Origin of the sequence: Cryobacterium sp. N22 (genome assembly GCF_002929555.1) — a bacterium.
Classification (GTDB): Bacteria; Actinomycetota; Actinomycetes; order Actinomycetales; family Microbacteriaceae; genus Cryobacterium.
Genome location: NZ_PJJP01000017.1, coordinates 25,027 through 46,662 on the forward strand (window position 1 = coordinate 25,027; position 21,636 = coordinate 46,662).

General features: G+C 67.5%; 25 protein-coding genes and 1 tRNA gene. 6 read left to right on the top strand and 20 right to left on the bottom strand.

Going from position 1 to position 21,636, the window contains the following annotated elements; translation table 11 throughout:
- Positions 1-147: 147 nt before the first annotated feature.
- The 8 genes from CXY76_RS01500 to ychF form a co-directional block, all read right to left on the bottom strand.
- A complete protein-coding gene (locus CXY76_RS01500; RefSeq protein WP_104162506.1) occupies positions 148-906 on the bottom strand; it encodes a hypothetical protein in 759 nt (252 codons plus the stop codon).
- The gene (locus CXY76_RS01505) at positions 906-1,622 is read right to left on the bottom strand and encodes a hypothetical protein (RefSeq protein ID WP_104162507.1); all 717 of its coding nucleotides are present in this window, start codon (positions 1,620-1,622) and stop codon (positions 906-908) included. Before CXY76_RS01505 ends, CXY76_RS01500 begins: the two co-directional genes overlap by 1 nt.
- A gap of 33 nt (positions 1,623-1,655) precedes the next feature.
- A complete protein-coding gene (locus CXY76_RS01510; protein ID WP_233199506.1) occupies positions 1,656-2,393 on the bottom strand; it encodes a hypothetical protein in 738 nt (245 codons plus the stop codon).
- Between the two features lie 421 nt (positions 2,394-2,814).
- Positions 2,815-3,252 carry a hypothetical protein gene (locus CXY76_RS01515; protein WP_104162508.1) on the bottom strand — a complete coding sequence of 146 codons (438 nt, stop codon included), beginning with the start codon at positions 3,250-3,252 and terminating at the stop codon, positions 2,815-2,817.
- Entirely contained in the window at positions 3,242-4,276 is a 1,035-nt protein-coding gene (locus tag CXY76_RS01520) for a DUF6545 domain-containing protein (protein WP_104162509.1), read from the bottom strand. Before CXY76_RS01520 ends, CXY76_RS01515 begins: the two co-directional genes overlap by 11 nt.
- Entirely contained in the window at positions 4,276-4,770 is a 495-nt protein-coding gene (locus tag CXY76_RS01525) for a hypothetical protein (RefSeq protein ID WP_146073333.1), read from the bottom strand. Before CXY76_RS01525 ends, CXY76_RS01520 begins: the two co-directional genes overlap by 1 nt.
- A gap of 143 nt (positions 4,771-4,913) precedes the next feature.
- Positions 4,914-5,564 carry a hypothetical protein gene (locus tag CXY76_RS01530; RefSeq protein ID WP_104162511.1) on the bottom strand — a complete coding sequence of 217 codons (651 nt, stop codon included), beginning with the start codon at positions 5,562-5,564 and terminating at the stop codon, positions 4,914-4,916.
- 403 nt (positions 5,565-5,967) lie between these two features.
- On the bottom strand, positions 5,968-7,041 hold the full coding sequence (gene ychF, locus CXY76_RS01535; RefSeq protein ID WP_104162512.1) for a redox-regulated ATPase YchF: 1,074 nt from the start codon (positions 7,039-7,041) through the stop codon (positions 5,968-5,970).
- A 110-nt stretch (positions 7,042-7,151) separates the two neighbouring features.
- Between ychF and CXY76_RS01540 the strand changes: the two genes are divergently transcribed.
- Positions 7,152-7,769 carry an exonuclease domain-containing protein gene (locus CXY76_RS01540; protein WP_104162513.1) on the top strand — a complete coding sequence of 206 codons (618 nt, stop codon included), beginning with the start codon at positions 7,152-7,154 and terminating at the stop codon, positions 7,767-7,769.
- Positions 7,770-7,856: 87 nt separating this feature from the next.
- Positions 7,857-9,182, top strand: coding sequence for a DNA recombination protein RmuC (gene rmuC, locus CXY76_RS01545; RefSeq protein ID WP_104162514.1), 1,326 nt, complete (start codon positions 7,857-7,859; stop codon positions 9,180-9,182).
- 321 nt (positions 9,183-9,503) lie between these two features.
- On the opposite strand, the gene CXY76_RS01550 is transcribed toward rmuC, so the two are convergent.
- From CXY76_RS01550 to CXY76_RS01595, 10 genes are all read right to left on the bottom strand, one after another.
- Complete coding sequence (locus CXY76_RS01550; protein WP_104162515.1) at positions 9,504-10,388, bottom strand: DMT family transporter; 885 nt, start codon at positions 10,386-10,388, stop codon at positions 9,504-9,506.
- A 71-nt stretch (positions 10,389-10,459) separates the two neighbouring features.
- Positions 10,460-10,744: a hypothetical protein gene (locus tag CXY76_RS01555; protein ID WP_104162516.1), complete on the bottom strand. Its 285-nt coding sequence runs from the start codon at positions 10,742-10,744 to the stop codon at positions 10,460-10,462.
- A 99-nt stretch (positions 10,745-10,843) separates the two neighbouring features.
- Positions 10,844-12,718 carry an alkaline phosphatase gene (gene phoA, locus CXY76_RS01560; protein WP_104162517.1) on the bottom strand — a complete coding sequence of 625 codons (1,875 nt, stop codon included), beginning with the start codon at positions 12,716-12,718 and terminating at the stop codon, positions 10,844-10,846.
- A 174-nt stretch (positions 12,719-12,892) separates the two neighbouring features.
- Positions 12,893-13,354, bottom strand: coding sequence for a pilus assembly protein TadG-related protein (locus CXY76_RS01565; RefSeq protein ID WP_104162518.1), 462 nt, complete (start codon positions 13,352-13,354; stop codon positions 12,893-12,895).
- A 5-nt stretch (positions 13,355-13,359) separates the two neighbouring features.
- On the bottom strand, positions 13,360-13,836 hold the full coding sequence (locus CXY76_RS01570) for a hypothetical protein (protein ID WP_104162519.1): 477 nt from the start codon (positions 13,834-13,836) through the stop codon (positions 13,360-13,362).
- Positions 13,805-14,215, bottom strand: a complete 411-nt coding sequence (locus CXY76_RS01575; protein ID WP_104162520.1) for a TadE/TadG family type IV pilus assembly protein — start codon at positions 14,213-14,215, stop codon at positions 13,805-13,807. The genes CXY76_RS01570 and CXY76_RS01575 overlap by 32 nt, the downstream gene beginning before the upstream one ends.
- A gap of 19 nt (positions 14,216-14,234) precedes the next feature.
- Complete coding sequence (locus CXY76_RS01580; RefSeq protein ID WP_104162521.1) at positions 14,235-14,417, bottom strand: hypothetical protein; 183 nt, start codon at positions 14,415-14,417, stop codon at positions 14,235-14,237.
- 40 nt (positions 14,418-14,457) lie between these two features.
- Positions 14,458-15,402 (bottom strand): type II secretion system F family protein, encoded by a 945-nt coding sequence (locus tag CXY76_RS01585; RefSeq protein ID WP_233199507.1) that lies wholly within the window; start codon positions 15,400-15,402, stop codon positions 14,458-14,460.
- Positions 15,390-16,250, bottom strand: coding sequence for a type II secretion system F family protein (locus tag CXY76_RS01590; protein ID WP_104162523.1), 861 nt, complete (start codon positions 16,248-16,250; stop codon positions 15,390-15,392). The genes CXY76_RS01585 and CXY76_RS01590 overlap by 13 nt, the downstream gene beginning before the upstream one ends.
- On the bottom strand, positions 16,247-17,479 hold the full coding sequence (locus CXY76_RS01595; RefSeq protein WP_104162524.1) for a CpaF family protein: 1,233 nt from the start codon (positions 17,477-17,479) through the stop codon (positions 16,247-16,249). The genes CXY76_RS01590 and CXY76_RS01595 overlap by 4 nt, the downstream gene beginning before the upstream one ends.
- A 118-nt stretch (positions 17,480-17,597) precedes the next feature.
- Here CXY76_RS01595 and CXY76_RS01600 point away from each other — a divergent pair.
- The 4 genes from CXY76_RS01600 (at position 17,598) to CXY76_RS01615 (ending at position 19,997) form a co-directional block, all read left to right on the top strand.
- A tRNA-Leu gene (locus CXY76_RS01600) sits at positions 17,598-17,682 on the top strand.
- 129 nt (positions 17,683-17,811) lie between these two features.
- Positions 17,812-18,474, top strand: coding sequence for a heme oxygenase (biliverdin-producing) (locus CXY76_RS01605; RefSeq protein WP_104162525.1), 663 nt, complete (start codon positions 17,812-17,814; stop codon positions 18,472-18,474).
- A 3-nt stretch (positions 18,475-18,477) separates the two neighbouring features.
- On the top strand, positions 18,478-19,155 hold the full coding sequence (locus CXY76_RS01610; RefSeq protein WP_233199508.1) for a DedA family protein: 678 nt from the start codon (positions 18,478-18,480) through the stop codon (positions 19,153-19,155).
- Between the two features lie 110 nt (positions 19,156-19,265).
- Positions 19,266-19,997, top strand: a complete 732-nt coding sequence (locus CXY76_RS01615) for a DedA family protein (RefSeq protein WP_369826045.1) — start codon at positions 19,266-19,268, stop codon at positions 19,995-19,997.
- A 15-nt stretch (positions 19,998-20,012) separates the two neighbouring features.
- Here the strand turns inward: CXY76_RS01615 and CXY76_RS01620 are convergent, their stop codons facing one another.
- Both CXY76_RS01620 and rdgB read right to left on the bottom strand, forming a co-directional pair.
- Positions 20,013-20,933 carry a cation diffusion facilitator family transporter gene (locus CXY76_RS01620; protein WP_104162527.1) on the bottom strand — a complete coding sequence of 307 codons (921 nt, stop codon included), beginning with the start codon at positions 20,931-20,933 and terminating at the stop codon, positions 20,013-20,015.
- Positions 20,934-21,044: 111 nt separating this feature from the next.
- Entirely contained in the window at positions 21,045-21,635 is a 591-nt protein-coding gene (gene rdgB, locus CXY76_RS01625) for an RdgB/HAM1 family non-canonical purine NTP pyrophosphatase (protein ID WP_104162528.1), read from the bottom strand.
- Position 21,636 lies beyond the last annotated feature (1 nt).

The window sequence follows — 21,636 nt, forward strand, 5'->3', positions numbered from 1 at the left end:
CGAGCGCAGTTCGGCGGCATCCCGGCGGGCGCCCGCGACCCGGGTTTCCTCGCTCGGGTCCAGTTCGATCTCGTCGAGGGCGTCCAGGGTGACCAGCGCCGACGGCAGGGAAGGATCGGAATCGTGCGTTCGCCCATGCCCCGACCCTCAGTCGGCCTCTGACGAGGGATAGAGGAAGACGTCCACCGAGTCTCCGCGGTAGTGGAACCGGATGATGCTCCCGTTCGGGAGACCTCGCATGAAGTCGTCCCCAAAGAGAGGCCACGCGCCGATGTCGGCGAATAGATCGACCCCAGGCGGTACACAATTGGCGCCGTCGAACGTGCCACTCGAACGGTCGATGATCATGAAGCACTGAAAACCCTGCGCATCCACGGCAAACCACGGCTCGAAGCCCCGATACGGTTCGTAGCCGCGGATGCTGGTGAGTTCGGGCTCCGTTCCGAGGAATCCCAGCATCGAGAGCACCACGCCGTCTGGCTCGTCCGGGATTCGATGCACTGTGGCATCGGGATGCGGTCCGACGAGCCCCGCCACGGTGTACGCGAGGGCAAGAAAGGCCACCAACACGCTGGCCAGCAACGCGCCACGGCGGGCGCGTGAAGCAGTGAGACGCTGCCACAGCGACCGCGACGAGCCCTCGCCGGACGCCGCCGAGTCCGACGCATCGGCTCCGGACGCGGTCCCGGCGGGGTCAGCGGCCGGCGCGTCATCCCCGGCTGCAGCGGGTTCGCCGATCTCGGCGTCGGCGCCATCGGGCGGGCTCGCGGTGCGTGCCGCTTCCAGTTCCGTCAGCCGCGCCATCGCGGCGGGGTCGGCCTGGATATCGGGATGTGGACCATACGCCCTCCTACGGAGCTCATCCAGTTCGCGCTCAGCATCTGACGGGGGCGAGGATGCGTCCATCAGTCGGCCTCCGGCAGGAGGTAGACGTAGGCATCCACTGTGTCGCCATGAAGCATGAACCTGATGATGCCGTCACCGGCGACCCCGTCGAATCCTTCGAACCCATCCCCGGTCGACGAGACGTCCATGATGAGGTCTGCCGCAGGCGGAGCACAGCTCGATTCTGAGAGGTTGTCGTTTGCTCGGTGCACCGCCACGAGACACGGCGAGTCGAACGCGTTCACCCCGGACCAAATCTCGAGGCCGAGGAATGACCCGTAGGCGATAAGGGTTGAGGCATCGATCTCGTGCCAGGGGGCTTCCTCGACCACCAGTCTGCGGACCTGGTCGTCGGCCTCGGCCGCGGTCGGATGCAAAGTAGCGTCGGGACGAGGCGCGGATACGATCAGGACCGTCGCGACGATCCAACCCGCGACGACCAGTGCGCCGACCGACCATGCGACCCGACTCCACCGCGTCGCCGTCGCGCGTTGTATGAGCGACCGCCACGAGCCCGTTTTCACTGGCGGCGACGGCGCGACATCCGTGCCGGCTGCGCTCGAGATCGTGGGGGCATCCGCCCGGCTCTCGACATCGGCGAGGTGCGCCGCCTCGAGTTCGCGCAACCTCGCCAGAGCCGCCGGATCGCCACCGATATCGGGATCCGGCCCGTAGGCCCTCGCGCGCAATTCATCCAACTCGCGGTCGGCGCCCGAAGGGTGCGTGAAGCCTTCCACAGCTGAAAAATACACCCGGCTGCCGGGGCGTGGCTATACGCGCTCCCCCGGGATCACTGCTGAGTTTTGTTGCCAGGGAACGTAGTCGGTTCGACCTTCCCACGAGCCGTGCTCCGACAGCGGCCTGAAGCGCAGCGTCGTGAACTCGTGGTGGAAATCTCGGCGGTCGCGTTCGGTCATCGCGTCAGCATGGCGGCGAGCAGCCTCACCATCATCGCGGCCGAACACCATCCCTGTCATCGCTTGGGTGCTGGTCCAGATCGAGAACGTCGACACCGTCCGCGGCAATCGGATGGCCGCCATGGCCAGTGTTGCCTCGGGATGGTCCCGGATCTGGCGCTCGACGGGGCGGCCCCAGCGGATGAATCGGGGTAGTTCGGGCAGACGCATGCGGGCCAGTGTTACGGCAACCACGGGCTCATCGTGCTCTAAGCGCTCTGCCGTGCCTGGCATCGGGGCCAGCTCGCGCACTTCACCCCAACGGCGCACGAACTCAAGCCTGACATGCCAGCCCTCGTTCAGCTTCCGGCCGAATGGGTGCTGAGCGAGAAAGTCGAGAAGGGCTGCCTCGTCCTCCCACTCCGCGAACACCGCCATCCGCTGCAACTGCATCCGGCGCGGGGAGATCACGGCTGCCCCCAACTGCATCCCGGCGAGCACTTCGATGTGGCGCAGGCCAGGAGCCTTCGGCGCCGAAAGGAGCGCACCGGCAGCCCTGAACAGTGGCATGTGCGCGAGGTGGAAGGAGTAAAAGGATGTCAACGAGACCACTTCTGCATCGAATTCGGGCTGGCTATGCGTGGGGCCCAGACTATTCCTGCTCTGTGTCAAGCATGACTGGGCTTCATTCCACGCGGCAGTCAGGCCACTCCGACGCGAGTTTGGCCAGAGGTTTCTGTGCGGTCCCCCGTAGAATTGATTCGTGACCTGAGGCGTCCCCCCACGCCAATTGTCACGTTGCGTCCCGCCGCGTCCCCCCACGCGGCGGGACGTTTTGGGTGGAAGGTGATCCACCACAAACCAGTTGACTACGAAGCGCGCCGGCCCCCCAAAATCCTGCCCCCTGGTTCCCGGCGCACCATTGCCCTTATCCCCCCTTGGACATGTCTAACCCTACCTCTATCGGAACGGTGATCATCGCCCTGCGTGCCGACCAGTCAGCCTTTTGTTCGTAGGTTTGCGGTGGAAGGTGCTACTCGGACAATCCGTCCTCCAGCAGCTTCGTGATCTTTCGAAGTGCTTCCGGTGACGTATCCCCGAGGGTTCGGGCCGCGAAGTTGATCACTCGCTTGACTCGGATCATGCGGACCAACTCCAACTGGGAGTCGATACGCTCCGGCAGGTCATCGTCGGAACCGAGCAGGTACTCCGGTGCAATCCCGAAGAAGTTTGCGATCTCAGTGAGAAGCAGGACGTCACTGACCAGTGGGCCTTCCCCCCTGACCATGTACTGCCATCGGGCCCGCGAGAGCGAAACCTTCCTGGCTTTGAGACCGGCGGCGATCTCACGGTAGGTGTACGGGGTGTTTCCTTCGGCCACGACTACGTCGAGCAGCAGGTTCAGCTTGCGTGCAAGCTCCAGTTGCGGAGTGGGCAGCGGGGTCCCTGTCCCATCCGCATCATTGGGCATTTTGGTACTCATCGGTCCTCGAGTCGTTTGCGGTCCCGCGAGATGTATCTGACGCCTGACGAATATGCTCTTCGATCCTCTGGATGAGCTTGACTTCGCGAGCTGAGAGTGACTGGTCGGGGTGGAGAAGGAGAGCGTCACGAACCTCGACGTAGCGGCGGTGGAGGTGTAACGCGTGGCTCCCCCGGAAGAAGAGCGCTACCCGTGATATCGGTGCTTCAATGCTGAGCTCAGGTCGGTCAGCCAGCAGCCGCTCCCAGAGTGGGGTGACCTTCCACAGCAGCCGCCGGCTTCTGCCTGCGTCGCTCAGGGTCCTGGAAACTCCGACCAGCAGACGGAGACCGAGACCAACCGAGAGGAGAACGGGTGCGAGGAGCGGGCACGCCACCGATAAGAAATCAACTATTGCGCTGACGTGGGTGCCACCTGTCGCCCTGTTGATCGCTACACCCATCTGAATGACGACGTAGAGCGACACGACTGCACACCCGGCAGAGATGATCACGAGTGCCGTCTTGAGCGTTGTGTCCGACTGACGTTTGTAGTCCGTCGAGCAAGCGACCATTGTCGAGATCGCGAGAACGATCAGCGCAATCCAGGTCGTGAAGCTGTAGACCAGCTGGCTCCAGTCGCCAGGGCCGATGAACTGGATGTTGTCAATGTTCCAGTCGCTGCCGAAGAAGAGGGCAGCCTGAACGAGGATGAGTCCGGTCGCTCCCCACACGGCTAGTCGCTTGCGCGTCGAGGTGAGTCCGGCTTTTGAGACAGCTGTCTGAATGAGGCAGTCGAACAAGGCCACACAGATGATGGCCGTCGCGTGGAAGATGAAATACGTTGTGTCGACTCCGCCCAAGAGCTCGTCGACGAATGCATACGGGCCGTCGGCGATCAGCGACATTGTGACAGCGAAGGCCACCATGAACCAGAAAAGCAGACGCCGTTTCCCGCGGAGCGCGCTGGGCAGCAGGAGAAGTGTCGTGCCCCAGAGGGCCGCGAGCACCGCGTATTCGATCAGGGCGAACATCAGAGAACCTGCCCGAATCCGGTCTCGGCTCCGCGCCTGCTTATCGACGCGTCCTTCCGAAGAATCATCGCAAGCTCGTCCCCGATAGCCTCCGCCATTGCTTCTTCCTCATCGGTGAAGCTGTTTCTGGACAGAGCCGAGACGATTGCGTTCATCGGGATGAGCGGTGCGAGAAGTGCGACCCTGTCGGCCGGAACGATCATTTTCTTGTGGTTGAGGATCATGTGTCCGAATTCATGATTCAGGAACTGCTGCCGATGGACGGCCGAATCTGTTGGCGCGCAGTAGATCCGCTCAAATTCTTCACCGGCCACCTCGAGCCAGAGCGCGCAGATTCCACTGTCGATCATTCCCTGAGGCGCCTGCACGATGACGATCTTTTTTTTGCGAATCTGCTCCATATGGTGGTGCAGAATGTCCGAGTTCAGGGGGCGTGGGAGGTCCATCTCCTGCACCAGTTGCTGAGCGCGTTGTTGCCGTGCTGCGTAGTCCACTATGGATCCGATTCTCGTGTCGATCCGCTGCGTCTCCCCTAGCCGGATCCAGCGCATCTGAGACAGGGATGACTGCCGTCAGCATGGGATTACTCAAGGTCTCCATGATAGCCACGAGCCAGCGCCAGTGGCGCCTGCAAGGCTCAGGCGGGTTTCCCGATCAGCCGATAATCCCGCGCCGACTGAATTCCGTTCTTGAAGAACGTGCGGCTGAACCAGCCGATGTCGAACTCATAGGTCGCCCCGGGTATGAAGCTGGCTGCGATCTCGTCCTGGTTATCGCTGGTCACGCCCCAATGAACTGCGAGCGGACCGCAGTCCTGTGTCTTCACCAGAACGGATACGGTCGTAACTGACCCTCTCAATCCGCTTGAGGTCGTTCTCGGCTCGGCGGACACCACCTCGCACCGAATGGACTGGACATCCCTCGTGTCCAACCACGGACTGGCAAGGATGACCACGCCGAAGACGACCATGAGGATAACCAGCACAACCGACAACCGGCTCATCACCGTCGGTTTCTTGGGCGGTGGCGGCGTCCACGGAGTGGGCGGCGGAACCGGGCGGAGCCCGAGTTTGCGCAAACAGGCATTGAGCATCCGGATATGCTCCACACCCGACCGGCGAGCGTCATCGGCCCTGCACTGCGCCGTCGTCCAACCGGCCTGCCGGTGTGCTGCCCACCGCCGACGGGCAGGCGCCGAGCGCACGAAGAGGGTTACAGCCACGGCGAAGGCAATAACCTGGCCTAGGGCTCCGAATATGAAGCCGGTGACGGCCATGTCGACGACCATGCCCTGATCGGTATATGCGGGGTTGCCGGCGCCTCCCACAATCCCCCAGTACGTTCCCCAGCCACCGATCAGAACGACAAAAAGCAGAGAATACCGCCACAGGTAGGACCAAAACAGCCAGTGGGACGGAGGCCCGCCGGCCACGACCGGAAGGGTACTTCCCGGCACGGTTCCCGCAGCTGCCCCGCTAGTTTCGGAATCTTGATGTGAAATCAGTCCCATTCCGACTACCCCCATCCCACGCGCGCCGGACCCCCCGAGCAGCCCCATGCTAGCTTGCCTACGTCACACCAGATGCCGCCCTGAACAGGCAATCTTTTGACCAGGGGTCGCCACAGAAGCGCAAAGCCGCTCAGAACAGGTGTTCTGAGCGGCTATCGCAGAAGTCCTTGGGGGTCAGGATCTAGACGTTGAAGCGGAACTCCACGACATCGCCGTCCTGCATGACGTATTCCTTGCCCTCGATACGAGCCTTGCCCTTGGCACGGGCTTCCACCACGGAGCCGGCGTCGATGAGGTCCTGGAACGCGAAGACCTCGGCCTTGATGAAGCCCTTCTGGAAGTCGGTGTGGATGACTCCGGCAGCCTGCGGGGCGGTCCAGCCCTTGTGGATGGTCCAGGCCCGCGTTTCCTTGGGGCCGGCGGTGAGGTAGGTCTGCAGGCCGAGGGTGTCGAAGCCGATGCGGGCGAGCTGGTTGAGTCCGCTCTCCTCCTGGCCGGTGGAGGCCAGCATCTCGGCGGCATCGTCTTCGTCGAGCTCGGCGAGCTCGGACTCGAGCTTGGCGTCGAGGAACACGGCGTTGGCCGGAGCGACGAGAGCGGCCAGCGTGGCCAGCTTCTCGGCATCCTGCAGCACAGCCTCGTCGACGTTGAAGACGTAGATGAACGGCTTGGTGGTGAGCAGGCCGAGTTCGCGGATGGGCTCGACGTCGATCTTCGACGCCGACAGCGGCTTGCCGGTGTCGAGGAAGGTCTGCGCCTCGAGCGCGGTCTTCAGAACGCTCGGGTCGAGCTTGCGGCCCTTGGTCTCCTTCTCGTACCGCACGATCGCCTTTTCCAGCGTCTGCAGGTCGGCGAGAACGAGCTCGGTGTTGATGGTCTCCATGTCGCCGGCCGGGTTGACCGCACCGTCGACGTGCACCACATCGGGGTCGGCGAAGCCTCGGATGACCTGCGCGATGGCGTCGGCCTCACGGATGTTGGCGAGGAACTTGTTGCCCAGGCCCTCACCCTCGCTGGCGCCGCGCACGATGCCGGCGATGTCGACGAACGACACCGGTGCCGGCAACAGACGCTCGCTGCCGAACACCTTCGCCAGCTTCGCCAGGCGGTGGTCGGGCAGGTTGACGATGCCAACGTTGGGCTCGATGGTGGCGAACGGGTAGTTCGCCGCGAGCACGTTGTTCTTGGTCAACGCGTTGAAGAGGGTGGACTTGCCGACATTGGGCAGTCCGACGATTGCAATAGTAAGAGCCACGAGAGTCCATGGTACCGGCTCAGACTCTGCGGACGCGTCGATTCACGGCACGCACCGGCCGGCGGATGCCCACGGCACGGCAGCGTCGGTGGCGCGTGAGACCATGAGGCGTGCCCGTCAACTTCACCGCCATCGATTTCGAAACCGCCAACTCCTCGGCCGCCTCGGCCTGCTCGGTCGGGTTGGTGAAGGTGCGCGACGGCGTGGTCGTCGACAAGATCGGCTGGTTCATCAAGCCGCCGCTAGGCCACGACGCGTTCCAGGAATGGAACATCCGCATCCACGGCATCTACCCCGAGCACGTGGCGGGCGCGCTGAGCTGGTCGCAGCAGCTGCCCAACCTCGTCGACTTCGCCGACGGCGACCTGCTCGTGGCGCACAACGCGGGCTTCGACCTGGGCGTGATCAAGACCGCATCCGCGATCACAGGCATGACGGTGCCCGACTTCCGCTACGTCTGCAGCCTGCAGGTGGCCCGCAAGACCTACCACCTCGACTCCTACCGGCTGCCCGTCGCGGCGATGGCCGCCGGCTTCGAGGACTTCTCGCACCACAACGCCCTGGCCGACTCCGAGGCCTGCGCCGCGATCATGATCCACGCCGCCGATCGGCACGGCGCCGACACCATCGAAGACCTCGCCCGTATCTGCGGGGTCAACGTGGGCGTGATCGGCCCGGTCGCCACCCTGGAACACCGCGCTACGCACGGCCCGATGGCGCTGAACTAGCCGGCACCTGGCTGAGTCGGCTTCTCCGGCCGCACGGCGCGCGCCGCGGCTCCCGGCGGTGTCGGTGGCCGCTGTCAGACTGGCCGCATGGATCTCAGCGCCCTTCTCCTCGGCCTTCTTCTCGGTGTGCTCCTCGGTGCCCTCGTGAGCGCCGTGTTCTTCCAGCGCCGCCGGTCGGCCGCCCCCGCGGTCGACGATCCGGCCGTGCTCGAGGCCCGGCACCAGGTGGTGCTCGCCGACACCCGCGCCAGGGAGGCCGGCGTGCAGTCGCTGCTGCGGGAGGAACTCGCCTCGATGCAGGCCACCGCCGACGGCCTACGTGACCAGATCGCCGACCAGCGGCGGCAGTACCGGGAAATCGTCGACCGGCAACGCGACGACCAGGCCGCCCGCACCGAACGGGACCGGCAGGAGAGCCAGGTTCTGCAGGCGTTGGCCCCGGTGAAAGACAGCCTGGCGAACATGCAGCAGAAGGTTGCCGAGCTGGAGCAGCAGCGCAGCCTGCAGCACGGTGAGCTCACCGAACAGCTGCGCTCGGCCACCGAGTCCGAGGAACGGCTGCGCAGCACCGCGGAATCCCTGGCGTCGGCGCTCCGCGCGAACAACACCCGCGGCGTCTGGGGCGAGACCCAGCTGCGCAGCGTGGTGGAGGCCGCCGGGCTCATCGAACGGGTCGACTTCGACGTGCAGTCCAGCATCACCTCGGATGCCGGCGCGGGCCGGCCCGACATGGTGGTGCACCTGCCGGGCGGCAAGAACATCGCCGTGGACGCCAAGGTGCCCTTCACCGCGTTCCTCGAGGCAAGCCAGATCCCGGCGACCGCGACCGGCGCGGATGGCGCCCAGCGCGCCGTGTTCATGAAGGCGCACGTGAAGGCCGTGCGCGACCACGTCACCGCGCTGGGCAGCAAGGCGTATTGGCAGGGCCTGGCGGCCTCCCCCGAACTCGTGATCGCGTTCATTCCCAGCGAGTCGCTGGTGTCGTCGGCGCTGGAGGCCGACCCGTCGCTGATGGAGTTCGCGTTCAGCAAACGGGTGGCGCTGGCCTCCCCCGTCACCCTGTGGTCGGTGCTGAAGACCGTGGCGTTCAGCTGGCAGCAGGATGTGCTCACCCACGACGCGCAGGTGCTCTTCGACCTCAGCCGCGAGCTGTACTCCCGGCTGGCCACCACCGCCACCCACATCGAGAAGCTCGGCCGGGCGATCGAGCGCACCGTGAAGGACTACAACGGTTTCGTCGGCTCAATGGAACGCCAGGTGCTGCCCACCGCCCGCAAGCTCAGCGCCCTCGACGAGTCGAAGGTGCTGGCCCCGCTGGCGGGCATCGAAGAGACCCCGCGCGAGCTGGTGGCCTACGAGTTCGTCGCCGCTCTCGAGACCGACGCCCTGGAAGCCATCCCCACTCGGGACTGAGCCGCGCGGCTCACCCGCACGGTCTGCACCCGAGTTGCCAGTTCCGGCCCCCTCCGGAGCCCTGAGGGGGCACTAACTGCCATCTCGCCGGCGGCCGTGCACCCGAGTTGCCAGTTCCGGCCCCCTCGGGCATCCCGAACGGGCGTGAAGTGGCAACTCACCCGGCCGCCGTCACGCCGAGCCGCCGCAAAGTGCCCCTTCCGGAGAGTTGAAGGGGCTGTTTGCGGCACGTCGACGTGGGGTGCCTCCTCGACCTGCCGCCAAGTTCCCCTTCAGCGCCCGCGAAGGGTGCTTTCGCGGCGAGTCGGCAGGGGCCGCCGTCTACGGGATGGCGCGGGCGGTGCGCTCCAGGTCGGAGACCGGCTGTTCGCGCTGGGTGGCGATCGCCGCGCCGGCGGCAGCGCAGACCACGACGATGGCGATCTGTTGCTGCAGCAGCAGCGTCTCGCCGAGCACCAGCACCCCGAAGACCGCCGCGACGACCGGGCCGAAGCTCGTGATGATCGCGTAGAGCCGCGGGGTGATCCGGCGCAGGATGAACGTGTCCAGCGTGTACGGGAACGCCGACGACAGCACTCCAACGGCGACGAGCAGGCCGATCACGCCCCAGTTCAGCTTCGAGTAGTCCACGGTGACCAGCGCCAGCGGAACGAGCAGCACCAGGCTGACCAGGCTGGCGATGGTGATGCCCTCCAGGCCCGGCAGCTGGGTGGCCACGCGGCGGGTGAGCAGGATGTAGCCGGCCCAGGCCGCCGCGGCGGTGAGCGCGAGGGCGATGCCGAACGGGTCGAGCGTGCCATCCGACCAGGTGAGCAGGAACACCCCGCCGGCGGCCGCGGCCGCGCAGACGAAGTCGAGGAAGCGGCGGGACGCAGCCAGCGCCACGGCGAACGGGCCGAGGAACTCGATGGTCGCGGCCACACCGAGGCCGAGCCGGTCCACCGACTCGTAGAAGGTGAGGTTCATCACCGCGAGCACCACGCCCAGCAGCAACGCCGGCCACAGCCGGGCCCAGGTGAAGGTGACGAACTTGGGCCGGTAGAACGGCAGCACGGCGATCGCCATCACGAGCTGGCGCACCGCCACGACGACGGGCGAGCCGACCACGGGGATGAGCAACCCGGCCAACGACGAACCGTAGTTGATGGTCACCTCGGTGACGAGTTGGGCTCCGGCGCCGGTGATGCGGTCACGCTTGGCTGTCACTGTTCTCCCCCGCCGACCGGATGCGGCACTCCGACGACACTACCGGCCGTCAACCTGCTCGTGGCGTGGGGTCAGCCGCGTCGGTAGCCCAACCGGCCCAGGGCGGCCGGGTCGTCCTCGATCTCGGCGACGCCGTCGAAGGCCGCATCGGCCGGGTACACCAGCAGCGGCACGCCAGACACCACCTGGATGGTGACGTCAACGGTTCGGGCCGGGTCGGTGGTGTAGCAGCGCACCGGGAAGAACTCCCCCAGCGGCTTGCCCGCGGTCACGGCGTCGTTGAGGTAGCTCACGAGCGCGTCCGCGAACCGGTCGGAGACGGTGAAGCTTCTGCCGTAGTAGTCGATGCGTTTCATGTTTGGAACTCTACCGAGCCCGGCTGACGACGGCGAAGGCCGCCCCGGTTAGGAGCGGCCTTCGCTGGTTGTCGGGCAGCCGGCCCGAACGGCTTTCGGCTAGATGAGGCCGTGCCGGCGACGACGGACCGCGATGAGCACGCCGCCCGCTGCCAGCAGCAGCGCGGCTGCGCCCACCAGCGGAGCGATCTGTGCACCGGTGGACGCGAGGACGCCGCCGATGGCCGCGGCGACTCCCGCCGCCACGGTGTTCGTGGGGCCGGCGCCGGTGACCGCTCCGGCAGGCGCTGCCGTCGGAGCAACCGTCGGCGCCGGGGTCGCCCCCGCCGCGGCGACGGTGAGCGTGGCCGACACCGAGACGCCGGTCTGGGCGCCGGTGAGGGTGACCGTGTACTGTCCGGGGGCGGTCGGCGCGGTGCCGGTGAACACGGCCTGACCGTCGATCACGTCGGCGACGCCCAGCGGGTCGGTCGAAGCGGAGGTCGTCACCTCGCTGGTGGCCCGCCAGTCGGCGGCCAGCCCGGCACCCGTCGCGGTGAAGTCCGCACCGGGCGCCACGGTGGCCTGGTCGAGGGTGAGAGTGGCGGCGGCGCTGAGGGACTTGAGGTCCGTGTTCAGGGCGAGCGCGTTGGACGAGGTGAAGAACAGGTCGGTCTGGTCGGTCAGGCCGAGCACGTTGGCCGCGCCGGGGCCGTAGCCGGCGATGCGCACCTGGGATCCGGTGTGCTGCTGTGACTCGCCGGCTTTGGCGGTGCCGTAGCTCACGAGCATCGGCGAGCCTTCCTCGGTGGTCAGGGCGACGCTGAGGCCGGGCGGAGTGGAGCCGACGATCTGGCTGGTGTGGGCGTGGTCGGCGGTCACCACGACGAGAGTGTTGCCGTCGGCCTTGGCGAAGGCGAGGGCCGACTGCACGGCCTCATCGAGGTCGACGGTCTCGCCGATCTGGCCGCAGGCATCCGCCGCGTGGTCGCGCTTGTCGATGCTGGCACCCTCGACCTGCAGGAAGAAGCCCTGCTCGCTGTCGGCCGACAGCAGGTCGATGGCCTTGTCGGTCAGTGAGGCCAATGACAGGCCGGTGTCCAGACGCGCGGGGTTCGCGGTGCAGGAGACCGGGGCGAGGTCGGCGCCGCCGACTGTGGCTTCCGGGCCGATCCAGCGGGTGGGGAAGTTGCCCGGGGTGAAGAGTCCGAGCACCGGGGCGCTCTGGTCGGCCGCGGCGACGGAGGCCAGGCCGGCCGCGTCATTCACCAGCTGGTAGCCGCGGTCGGTGGCCTGCTCGAAGAGCGTCTGACCGGCCCAGTCGCCGGCGACGGCCTTCTCGTTGAAGGTTGCCGAACCGCCGCCGAGCACCACATCGGGGCGCAGCGTGAGCAGTTGCTCGGAGATGGAGCCCAGCCCGCCGTTCTCGAGAGCCTCGGAGGCACAGTTCGCCGTGGTCTTCACCGGTCCGTAGCAGCCGCGCGCGGAGACGTGGGCGACCTGGGCGCCGGGGGTGGCGTCCTGGATTTCGGCTGTCGACACGTTGCCGGTGCGCAGCCCGTTGGCCTTGGCCAGTTCGAGCAGCGTCGACTGGGGGGTGCCCGCGATGTCGACCGAGAGCGCGCCGTTGTTGGTCTTCGTGCCGGTGGACCAGCCACTGGCGGTGGAGGCCGACTCGGAGGCGTAGTTCGGGGTGCCGTCCTTGTTGAGCGCGTAGGTCGTGTACTGGCCGGTCAACGGCAGCGCGTCGATGCCGGCGAACGCCCCTGCGGCGCCCTCGGCGTAGTTGCGGGCCACCGTGATCTCGCTGTCGCCCATGCCGTCGCCGATCAGCAGGATGACGTTCTTGGCCGGCCCGTCGACGATCGACTCGCGGATGGCGGCGGTCTTGTCGCCGGCGTTGCGGGCGGCCCCGCCGTGGTCGTCGGTGGCGGCGTACGCGGTGAGCGGGGCGAAAATGCTGGCGCCGGCGATGAGGCCGGTCGCTGCGACCATGAGCGCGCTGCGCCCTGTTCGGCGGATGGGTGACTTGGACGCACGGTACACGGTGTTTTCCCCTTGGAATTGGTGGGTGGCTGGCCCTGGACCCGGACCGACACGACGACGCTAACCGGGCAGCGCAGAGCGGCGGTGAACCCCCGGTGAACGGCAGGAAACCCACGGCACCGGTCAGTGGAACACCGACCGGGCCACCGCCGTCACCTCCACGGGCAGGCCGTCGGGCACGAACAGGGTCAGCACAGGCGGCCGCCACCAGGCCCGCAGGGTGATCGTGGCGCTCTGCCCGTCCGCCGTGTCGGCTCGGGCCAGCAGCAGGCTGTCGATGCCCGGGTGCGGTGCCGCGGCCAGGTATGCGGTCGCCGCGGCCCGGATCTCGCCGGTCGTCAGGGCCGCATGCAGTTCACCGGCCTCGATCGCAACAGCGTCGAGGGTGAACGATTCCGCCGCGGCGAGCGCCGCACCATCCGCCAGCGTGAACAGCTTCTTGCGCTCGAGGTAGAGGCTCGTGGCAGCCACCACGATCAGCACCACCAGGAGCGCCAGAAAGCCGTAGAAGATGGTGAGCAGCAGGGTCGATCCGTCCTCGTTCCGGTCGCCGCGGCCGATGCCACGCTGGGTCCTCTGCGCCATCGGGGTCACCCCTCGTGCCAGAATCTGGACACCGTCTGGGTGGCCGAGGCTTGCAGCGGGATGTTGCCGCCGTGCGACTGGGTGATGACGGCGGGCACGAAGGGCAGGTCAACGACCACCCGCACCGTCACCGTCACCACGCTGCGCCGGGACAGGCACACGGCGGACCCCGCGCAGGTGATTGTCACCTCGGCGTCGGCCGCATCGATGCCGTAGTCGGCCAGCCCCACCAGCACGGCACGCTCGGCGCGGGCCTCGGCGTCGCCGGAGGTGGGCGCCTGAACGTAGACCCGGGCCGCCTGCCGGGCCGCGCCCTCAACCGCGAACGCACCGCCCTGCACCACCGACATCGTCAGGACCAGGTAGACCAGCGGCACCAACAGGATCAGGCCGGCGGTGATGAACTCGAGCGATGCCGACCCGCGCTCACCGGCCGGCAGCCACCGCCGGTCACTCGGTTTCCAGCCCCTCCACGGCCGCATGTCCCCTCACCTCCAGGCCACGGTCCACGCCCAACAGACCGAACATCGGCAGCGGGGCCACCACCCGCACCTGCACGCCCGCCTGCCCGGCGACATCGGCGTAACTGGCCGTGACATCTGCGGCGTAGGCCGGTCCCAGCGCCGCCGTGATCAGGTCGCGGCTGCGAGCGGCGCCCTGCTCGAGGCCGCTGTCGGCCAGCGCGGCGTACCGGGCGCCTTCCGCCGCCGCATCCAGCACCGTGTTGCGGATGTGCAGGGCGAGCGCGAGCTGCAGGACCGCCAGCGTGAGCGCGGTGAGCAGCGCCGCCACCATCACGAACTCGGCCACCGCCGTGCCACGCTCGGCGTCGCCCGGTGCACACCGCCAGCTGCGGATCATCTCGGTATCAGGGCATCCGCTAGATACTGCTGACCCGATCGATGGCCTGCTCGAAGATACCGCTGAGCGCGGGGCCGGCCAGACCCCAGATGATCATGACCAGCCCGGCTGTCATCAGCGTGATCAGCACCCAGCCCGGTACGTCTCCCCTCTCGTCGTGCAGCCCTTCGCGGATACGGTTCTGTAGTTGGATGAGGCTCACGGTGTCCTGCTTTCTCTCGGGTGATGCACGGATGGGACGCCTAGAAGCCGGCCTGCAGAACGAACAGCCCGGGGAAAATCGCAAAAAGGATGGTCATCGGCAGGATCAGGAAGACCAGCGGCACCATCATCGCCACCTCCTTTTTGCCCGCCGCCTCGAGCAGATGCCGTTTGGATTCCTCCCGGCCGTCCTGGGCCTGGGCCCGCAGCACTTCGGCGAGCGGGGAGCCGCGGTCGATCGCCCCGACGACCTGGTCCACGAACCGGGTCAGCGACATGAGGCGCATCCGGGTGGACAGTTCGGTGAGCGCCGTGCTGAGCGACACCCCGGCATGAACGTCACCGATCACCCCGGCGAACTCGCGGGACAACTCCCCCGAGGTGCTGCGGGACACGCGGCGCAGGGCATCGAGGATGCCCTCGCCGGCCGCCAGGGACAGGGTGAGGAATTCCAGGATGGTGGGCAGCTCGCTGTCGATACGGGCCAGGCGTGCCGTCGCCGCCCGTTTCAACACCGTGTCCCGCAGCAGCACCCCCGCCCCCGCTGCGAGCACGGGCGCCGCGATCTGCACGATCAGCGGCCAGCTGCGACCCAGCGGTGAGCCGAGCGCAAACAGCAGTGCGCCGGCGGTGCCGATCAGCGCCCAGACCAGTTGCTCGGAGCGGAAGGCGTCGACGGTGCGGGAAGAGCCCGACTGCCGGAGACGACGCTCGATGACGTCGGCGCCGCCGAGCGCACTGGCCAGGGCCTGCGCGAGGGCCTCGAACACCGGCGAGAACAGGGTGCCCAGGACCGGGATCGGGTCGACGGAGCGGCGGCCAACGAAGACCCGGGCCTCGGCCGACACATCGAGCAGGTATGGCGCCAGCCGGTTCGCGAGCCGGGGCCGGCTCAGCCGCGGGGTGAGGCTCACCAGCGACCACAGTCCGATGCCCAGCACCGACCCGAAGAAGGCACCCCAGGCGAGCGCCGTCACTGGAACCACCGACGTTCCTCCGGCAGCCGCCCCACTATGAGCATCACGCGGTAGGCCAGGACGGAAACGGTGAGTCCGCCCAGGATGACGACGGTTCCGGCCGGGGTGTTGAAGGCCTGAGCCGCCTCCGGTCGGCTGCTGATCAGCACCAGAACGATCCACGGTGCTGCCACGCCCAGCCGGGCGGCATTCACCACCCAGGACTGCTTGGCCTCGACCTCGGCCCGCACCGCGGCTTCCTGCCGCAACCAGTTCGACAGGCTGCGGAGCACCACGGTGAGGTCGCTGCCGCCCACGTCCCGCGCCATCCGCAGCGTCTCGATCAACCGGTCCGCGAAGGGGTCGGCGAGGGAGGCCTTGAGTGTGTCGGCGCTGTAGCCGAAGTTGCCGGTGGCCCGGTACTCCCGCTCGAACTCGGCGAACGCCGTGCGGGTGACCACCGGCCCGGCCTGGGCCAGGCTGCTCACGGCATCGGGCAGGGCCAGCCCCGACCGCACGGCGGAGACCAGGTGGTCGACCACATCGGGCCAGACCGTGCGGTTCAGCCGCCGCCTGGCCCTGGCCCGCCACAGCACGATGAGGGTGGGCAGCACCAGCCAGACCACACCCACCACCAGCGTGAGCGCTTGTACGCCCAGCACCGCCTCGGCGAGCGCGGCAGCGGCCACCGCGAGCACCGCGGACAGTGCGGCGAACACCGACACCGGCACCGCCCCGAAGCCGGCCTGCGCGAGCCGGGCCCGCCAGCCCGACACCAGCCGGCCACCGCGGGACGCGCCTCCGGTGGCCGGCCACAGCAGCGGTGCGCTCAGCAGCACCAGCCCCGCACCGAGCAGGCTGCCCAGCACCAGGGTCATGACGCTCCCCTCCGCAGCACCTCGGCCGGGTCGAGACCGGCGGCCCGGAACTTGGCGAGTTTGGTGGGGAACCCGCCGGTGTGCTCCAGCACCCCGTTCTTCATGAGGAACAGCGGGCTCGCTTCGATGGTGGCGCCGGTGAGCTGACCGCTCGGTGCGATGATCTCGGTCACCCGCCGGCGCCCGTGCCTGTCCATCTCGCAGTGCAGCACGATGTCGATACAGCCGGCCACGGTGGGCAGCACAAACGAGGAGTCAATGTTGCGCCCGGCCAGCAACGGCAGCGTCGACAGCTTGGCGAGGGCGTCCCTGGCGCTGTTGGCGTGGATCGAGCACATGCCGGGCAGCCCGCTGTTGAGCGCGATGAGCAGGTCCAGGCTCTCCGCTTCACGCACCTCGCCCACAACCAGCCGGTCGGGCCGCATCCGCAGTGATTCCTTGATCAGCCGCCGCAGGGTGATCTCCCCCGCGCCCTCCAGGCTGGGCTGCCGGCACTGCATGGCCACGACGTCGCGCGCCCCAACGCTCAGTTCAAAGGTCTCCTCCACAGTGATGATGCGTTCGGTGCGGCGCGTGGCCGACAACAGGGCGTTGAGCATGGTGGTCTTGCCGGTCTGGGTGGCACCGGAGACGAGGATGTTCTGCCCGCCCCGCACGCACACCCGCAGAAACTCCGCGGCCGGCTGGGTGAGTGCACCCAGCGCCACGAGCTGGGTGAGATCCCGGATGCGCCGGGTGAACTTGCGGATGTTGACCGACCAGTACCGCTGGGTGATGTCCGGGATCACGACGTGCAGCCTGGACCCGTCGGGCAGGGACGCATCCACGAACGGCGAGGACAGGTCGACCCGGCGCCCGGACGCTTGCAGCATCCGCTCGACCAGGTCGCGCACCTCTCGCTCGGTGAGCACCATCGGGGTCAACTCGGGCACACCGTCACGGGCGACGAACACCCGGCTGGGCGAGTTGATCCAGATCTCCTCGATGTCGGGGTCGTCGAGGAACGGTTGCAGGGCACCGAACCCGGTGAGCGCGGCGACCACCTCCCTGGTGGCCTGGAACTCATCGGTGAGCAACGGCAACGACCCGCCGAGGGCCCGCTCGCTGTACCGGCGCACCTCGTCGCGCACGTATTGGTCGGCGAGGGTGTCGTCGGCGGCCAGGTCGACGCCGTCGCGGCGCACGCGCAGCCGCACCTGCTCGGTGATGATGCGCACGGCCTCGGTCATGAAGGAATCCTGCTGCACAACCGGACTCGCGCGTGCGAGTTATCCACAGCCCGGCCCGGCCGGGTGACCGCCTCACCACTCCGCCGCGAACCGGGGCACTCTAGACTGGACCAGCACTGCGGGAGTGGTGAAATTGGTATACACGCAGGTTTTAGGTACCTGTGCTTTCGAGCGTGAGGGTTCAAGTCCCTTCTCCCGCACCAACGGGCACCGGCTGTCGGCACTCAGATGCCGTCCGGCTCCGCTGCAACCGAGAATTCTCTCCGATTCTGGCCACCCTGGATGCGCTCTGGTTAGGATTGCCTTACTCGTCTCCCAGCAGATCGGTTCTCATGACCGCGACCCCCATCTCCGCGCAGCACCCCCTGGACCAGCAGCAGACTCTGGCCGACTACCTTCGCGCCAGCTCGAGCAACCAGCATCGTGATACCGAGACCCGGTCCTTCATCACCGAGCTGATGAGCGGCGAGCTCTCGCTCGCGGACTACACCCGGTACCTCGGGCAGTACGCCTGGGTCTACGAGGCCCTCGAACAGCTCGTCGACCGGGTATCCCAGGTCGACCGTATCGACGTTTTCGACCCCGCCCTCGACCGGCTGCCCGCCATCGAAAGCGACCTCGCCGCGCTCGGCGTCATCGACTGGCGCCGGGAACATCCGCCGTTGGCCGCGACCACCGAGTACATCGCCCACCTGCAGTCCCTCACCAGCGCCGACCGGGTGCGCTGCCTGGCCCACCACTACACCCGCTACCTCGGTGATCTGTCGGGCGGCCAGGCCATCGCGGCACTCGTGGCCCGGCACTACGGCGCCGTGCCCGAACAGCTGGGCTTCTACAGGTTCGACGCGATCAACAACATCGTGCAGTACAAGCGTGCCTACCGCGACCGGTTGAACGCCATGTCGCTCGCACCAGCCGAGGTTGACGCCCTCGTGGCCGAGGTCGATGCCGCCTTCACCTACAACGGTGCCGTTTTCGACGGGTTGGCGCGCTAGCCGATGGTCCGCGCCGCGGCCCTGGACGGCCAGCTCAGCGACTTCCTCTCCAGCGCGGGTGTCGTGGTGTTCTACCTGCTCGTCTGGGCACTCGTGTTCGCCGGCACCGCCCTGTTCCTGGGGGTGTTCATCCCGTTCATCACCGGCGACTCGCTCCTGTTCGGCGCCGGCCTGGTGGCCGCGTCCACGACGAACCTGAACATCGTGGTGCTGGCCGTCGGCGTCGGCATCGCCGCGTTCCTCGGCGATCAGGTGGGCTTCCTGCTCGGGCGCCGATACGGTCGTGGCTATCTCGACAAACGCGGCGGCCGGCGCACCCAGCAGATGATCGTGAAAACGGAGTCCTTCTACCTCAAGTACGGCTGGTGGGCCGTGGTCGTGGCCCGCTTCATGCCCTGGGCCCGGGTGTTCGTTCCCGTGGTGGCCGGAGTCGGCCGCATGAACTACTACAGGTTCCTCTCCAGCAACATCGTCGGAGCCCTGGCCTGGGGTGTCGGGATCACCCTGACGGGCTACTACGCCGCGGCGATCCCCGGCGTGAAGAGCGCCGCCTACGTCATCGCCGGTTTTTTCATCACGGCGTCGATAGTGTTCGGCCTGCGCACCTGGTTCGCCGACCGTGCCCAGGTGCGCCTCGGCGCCCGCACGAGCACCGGATCTCACAACACATTGGGGGGTTAGCCCACCCCTTCATCAGGCCTTCAGGTGCCAGAACGCGCTAACCTGTAGCGACGCAAGCGATCACCGCCGACTGGCCGATCTAGCCGCCGACGACTGGAGTTTTCTTCGTGATTAACACAGCACTCATCCCCTGGCTCGACCCCGAGATCCTCATCAACGGTTTCGGTCCCTGGGCGTTGCTTGGTGTGTGCGCGATCGTCTTCGCCGAGACCGGTCTGCTGATCGGTTTCCTGCTCCCCGGCGACACCCTTCTGGTGATCACCGGCCTGTTCGTCTTCTTCGACATCATCACCATCGACATCTGGTGGGTGGCTTTGGCCATCGGCGGTGCCGCCTTCATCGGCGGCGAGGTGGGCTACCTGATCGGCCACCGGCTCGGCCCGCGGGTGTTCGAACGCAAGGAATCCGGCCTGTTCAGCGTGAAGAACGTGCAACGCACGAACGCTTTCTTCGTGCGCTTCGGCGGTTTCGCCGTGATCGCCGCCCGCTTCGTGCCGATCGTGCGCACCTTCGCCCCGGTCGCCGCGGGTGTCGGGCACATGGACTACCGCAAGTACAGCCTGTACAACTTCATCGGCGCCATGATCTGGGGTGCCGGTCTCACCTTCTTCGGTTACTTCCTGGGCTACATCCCACCGCTGGCCGACTTCGTGCGCGACTACATAGACCTGATCCTGCTGGGCGCCGTCGTGCTCACCCTGCTCCCCACGATCTACCACTACGTGCAGTCAACCGTGAAGGCCCGCCGCGAGGCCCGCGCCGGCGTGACCATCGACCCGAAGAAGCTCGTGCTCGACCCCGAGACCTTCAACACCGACAACGACGGCAAGCACGAGGCCTGACACCCGCCTGCCCGCTCAGCGGTGCGAGTGGTGCTCGTGTTCGGCATCCGCCGCGTGATCGGCCGGCTCGAGCTGGAACGTGGAGTGCTCGACGTCGAAGTGGTCGGAGAGGCATCCGGACAGCTCACGCAGCAGTGCGCCCGACTTCCCGGCCGCCAGCAGCTCCGGTTCGACCACGATGTGCGCGCTGAACACATGCGAGCCCGAGGTGATCGCCCACACGTGCACGTCGTGCACGGCCACCACACCTGCGGTGCCCTCGAGGTGTTCCCGGATCGCCCGCACGTCGGTGTCCGCCGGGGCCGACTCGCTGAACACCCGCACCACGTCGCGCAGCAGCCCGAAGGCCCGCGGCACGATCATCGCGGCGATCACCAGTGAGGCGATGGCGTCGGCCTGCGCGAAGCCGGTCAGCAGGATGACGACCGCGGCCACGATCACGGCCACCGATCCCAACGCATCGCCGAGCACCTCGAGGTAGGCGCCGCGCATGTTGATCGACCCGGCCGCGGCCGGACGCAGCAGCAGGATCCCGACGATGTTGGCCAGAAGGCCGACCACGGCCACGACAAGCATCGGGGCCGCCAGAACCTCAGCGGGGGCGCCGGAGGTCAGCCGGCTGATCGCGCCGACGACCACGAAGCCCGCCACCACGAGCAGGATCAGGCCGTTGAGCAGCGCACCGAACACCTCGGCCCGTTGGTAGCCGAAGGTCTGCCGGTCGGTGGCGGGGCGGGCCGCGACGACGGTGGCCGTGAGGGCGATGATCAGACCGGCCAGGTCGGAGAACATGTGGCCGGCGTCGGCGAGTAGGGCCAGGGATCCGGTGAACCAGGCGCCCACGATTTCGACGACGAGTACCGCCGCGACCAGGCCGATAACGATCGACAGGCGCGAGCGATTGCTCGTCGAAGCGGATGCGTGATCGTGGCCCATGCTTCAACGCTACGAGCCCGCCCCGGCGAAAGCCAGCCCGGCGGCTAGTTGGGAATGAGTGCCGTTCTCAGCAGCTCAGGTTCGCCTAACCAGGCGAACGATATTCGCCGGTCAGGCGCCCAAAAGCTCGGATAGCACCGGCCCTAGCGCCGCGAACGCGATGGCCCGGTGGCTCACGGCGTTCTTCACGTCTGCGGGCAGCTCGGCGGCCGACACGGTGTGGCCGTCCGGCTGGAAGATGGGGTCGTAGCCGAACCCGCCGGCGCCGGCCGGTTCACGCAGGATCCGGCCGGGCCACTCCCCCGTGACCGCCCGCTCCACGCCGTTCGGCAACGCCAGCGCGGCCACGCAGGTGAAGTGGCCGGCCCGGTGCTCGTCGGTCATGTCGCTGAGCTGCCAGAGCAGCAGACGCAGGTTCTCCTCGGAGTCCCGCGCCGGTCCGCCCCACCGGGCCGAGAAGATACCGGGTGCGCCGCCCAACACGTCCACGCAGATGCCCGAGTCATCCGCGATCGCGGGCAGGCCGGTGTGCGCGGCGGCGGCGCGCGCCTTGATCAGCGCGTTCTCGGTGAACGTCGCACCGTTCTCGACCGGCTCCGGACCGTCGTAGGCCAGCACCTCCAGGCCCGGCAGCATCGGCGCCAGGATGCGACGCAGCTCCTCGACCTTGTGGGCGTTGTGGGTGGCGAGAACGACGCGCATG

Coding starts and splice junctions, on each gene's coding strand:
- CXY76_RS01500 (WP_104162506.1), bottom strand. CDS start 906: ATGGACGCATCCTCGCCCCCGTCAGATGCTGAGCGCGAACTGGATGAG.
- CXY76_RS01515 (WP_104162508.1), bottom strand. CDS start 3,252: ATGCCCAATGATGCGGATGGGACAGGGACCCCGCTGCCCACTCCGCAA.
- CXY76_RS01520 (WP_104162509.1), bottom strand. CDS start 4,276: ATGTTCGCCCTGATCGAATACGCGGTGCTCGCGGCCCTCTGGGGCACG.
- CXY76_RS01530 (WP_104162511.1), bottom strand. CDS start 5,564: ATGGTCGTCGACATGGCCGTCACCGGCTTCATATTCGGAGCCCTAGGC.
- rmuC (WP_104162514.1), top strand. CDS start 7,857: ATGGATCTCAGCGCCCTTCTCCTCGGCCTTCTTCTCGGTGTGCTCCTC.
- CXY76_RS01555 (WP_104162516.1), bottom strand. CDS start 10,744: ATGAAACGCATCGACTACTACGGCAGAAGCTTCACCGTCTCCGACCGG.
- phoA (WP_104162517.1), bottom strand. CDS start 12,718: ATGGTCGCAGCGACCGGCCTCATCGCCGGCGCCAGCATTTTCGCCCCG.
- CXY76_RS01565 (WP_104162518.1), bottom strand. CDS start 13,354: ATGGCGCAGAGGACCCAGCGTGGCATCGGCCGCGGCGACCGGAACGAG.
- CXY76_RS01570 (WP_104162519.1), bottom strand. CDS start 13,836: ATGCGGCCGTGGAGGGGCTGGAAACCGAGTGACCGGCGGTGGCTGCCG.
- CXY76_RS01575 (WP_104162520.1), bottom strand. CDS start 14,215: ATGATCCGCAGCTGGCGGTGTGCACCGGGCGACGCCGAGCGTGGCACG.
- CXY76_RS01590 (WP_104162523.1), bottom strand. CDS start 16,250: ATGACCCTGGTGCTGGGCAGCCTGCTCGGTGCGGGGCTGGTGCTGCTG.
- CXY76_RS01595 (WP_104162524.1), bottom strand. CDS start 17,479: ATGACCGAGGCCGTGCGCATCATCACCGAGCAGGTGCGGCTGCGCGTG.
- CXY76_RS01605 (WP_104162525.1), top strand. CDS start 17,812: ATGACCGCGACCCCCATCTCCGCGCAGCACCCCCTGGACCAGCAGCAG.
- CXY76_RS01610 (WP_233199508.1), top strand. CDS start 18,478: ATGGTCCGCGCCGCGGCCCTGGACGGCCAGCTCAGCGACTTCCTCTCC.
- CXY76_RS01620 (WP_104162527.1), bottom strand. CDS start 20,933: ATGGGCCACGATCACGCATCCGCTTCGACGAGCAATCGCTCGCGCCTG.
- rdgB (WP_104162528.1), bottom strand. CDS start 21,635: ATGCGCGTCGTTCTCGCCACCCACAACGCCCACAAGGTCGAGGAGCTG.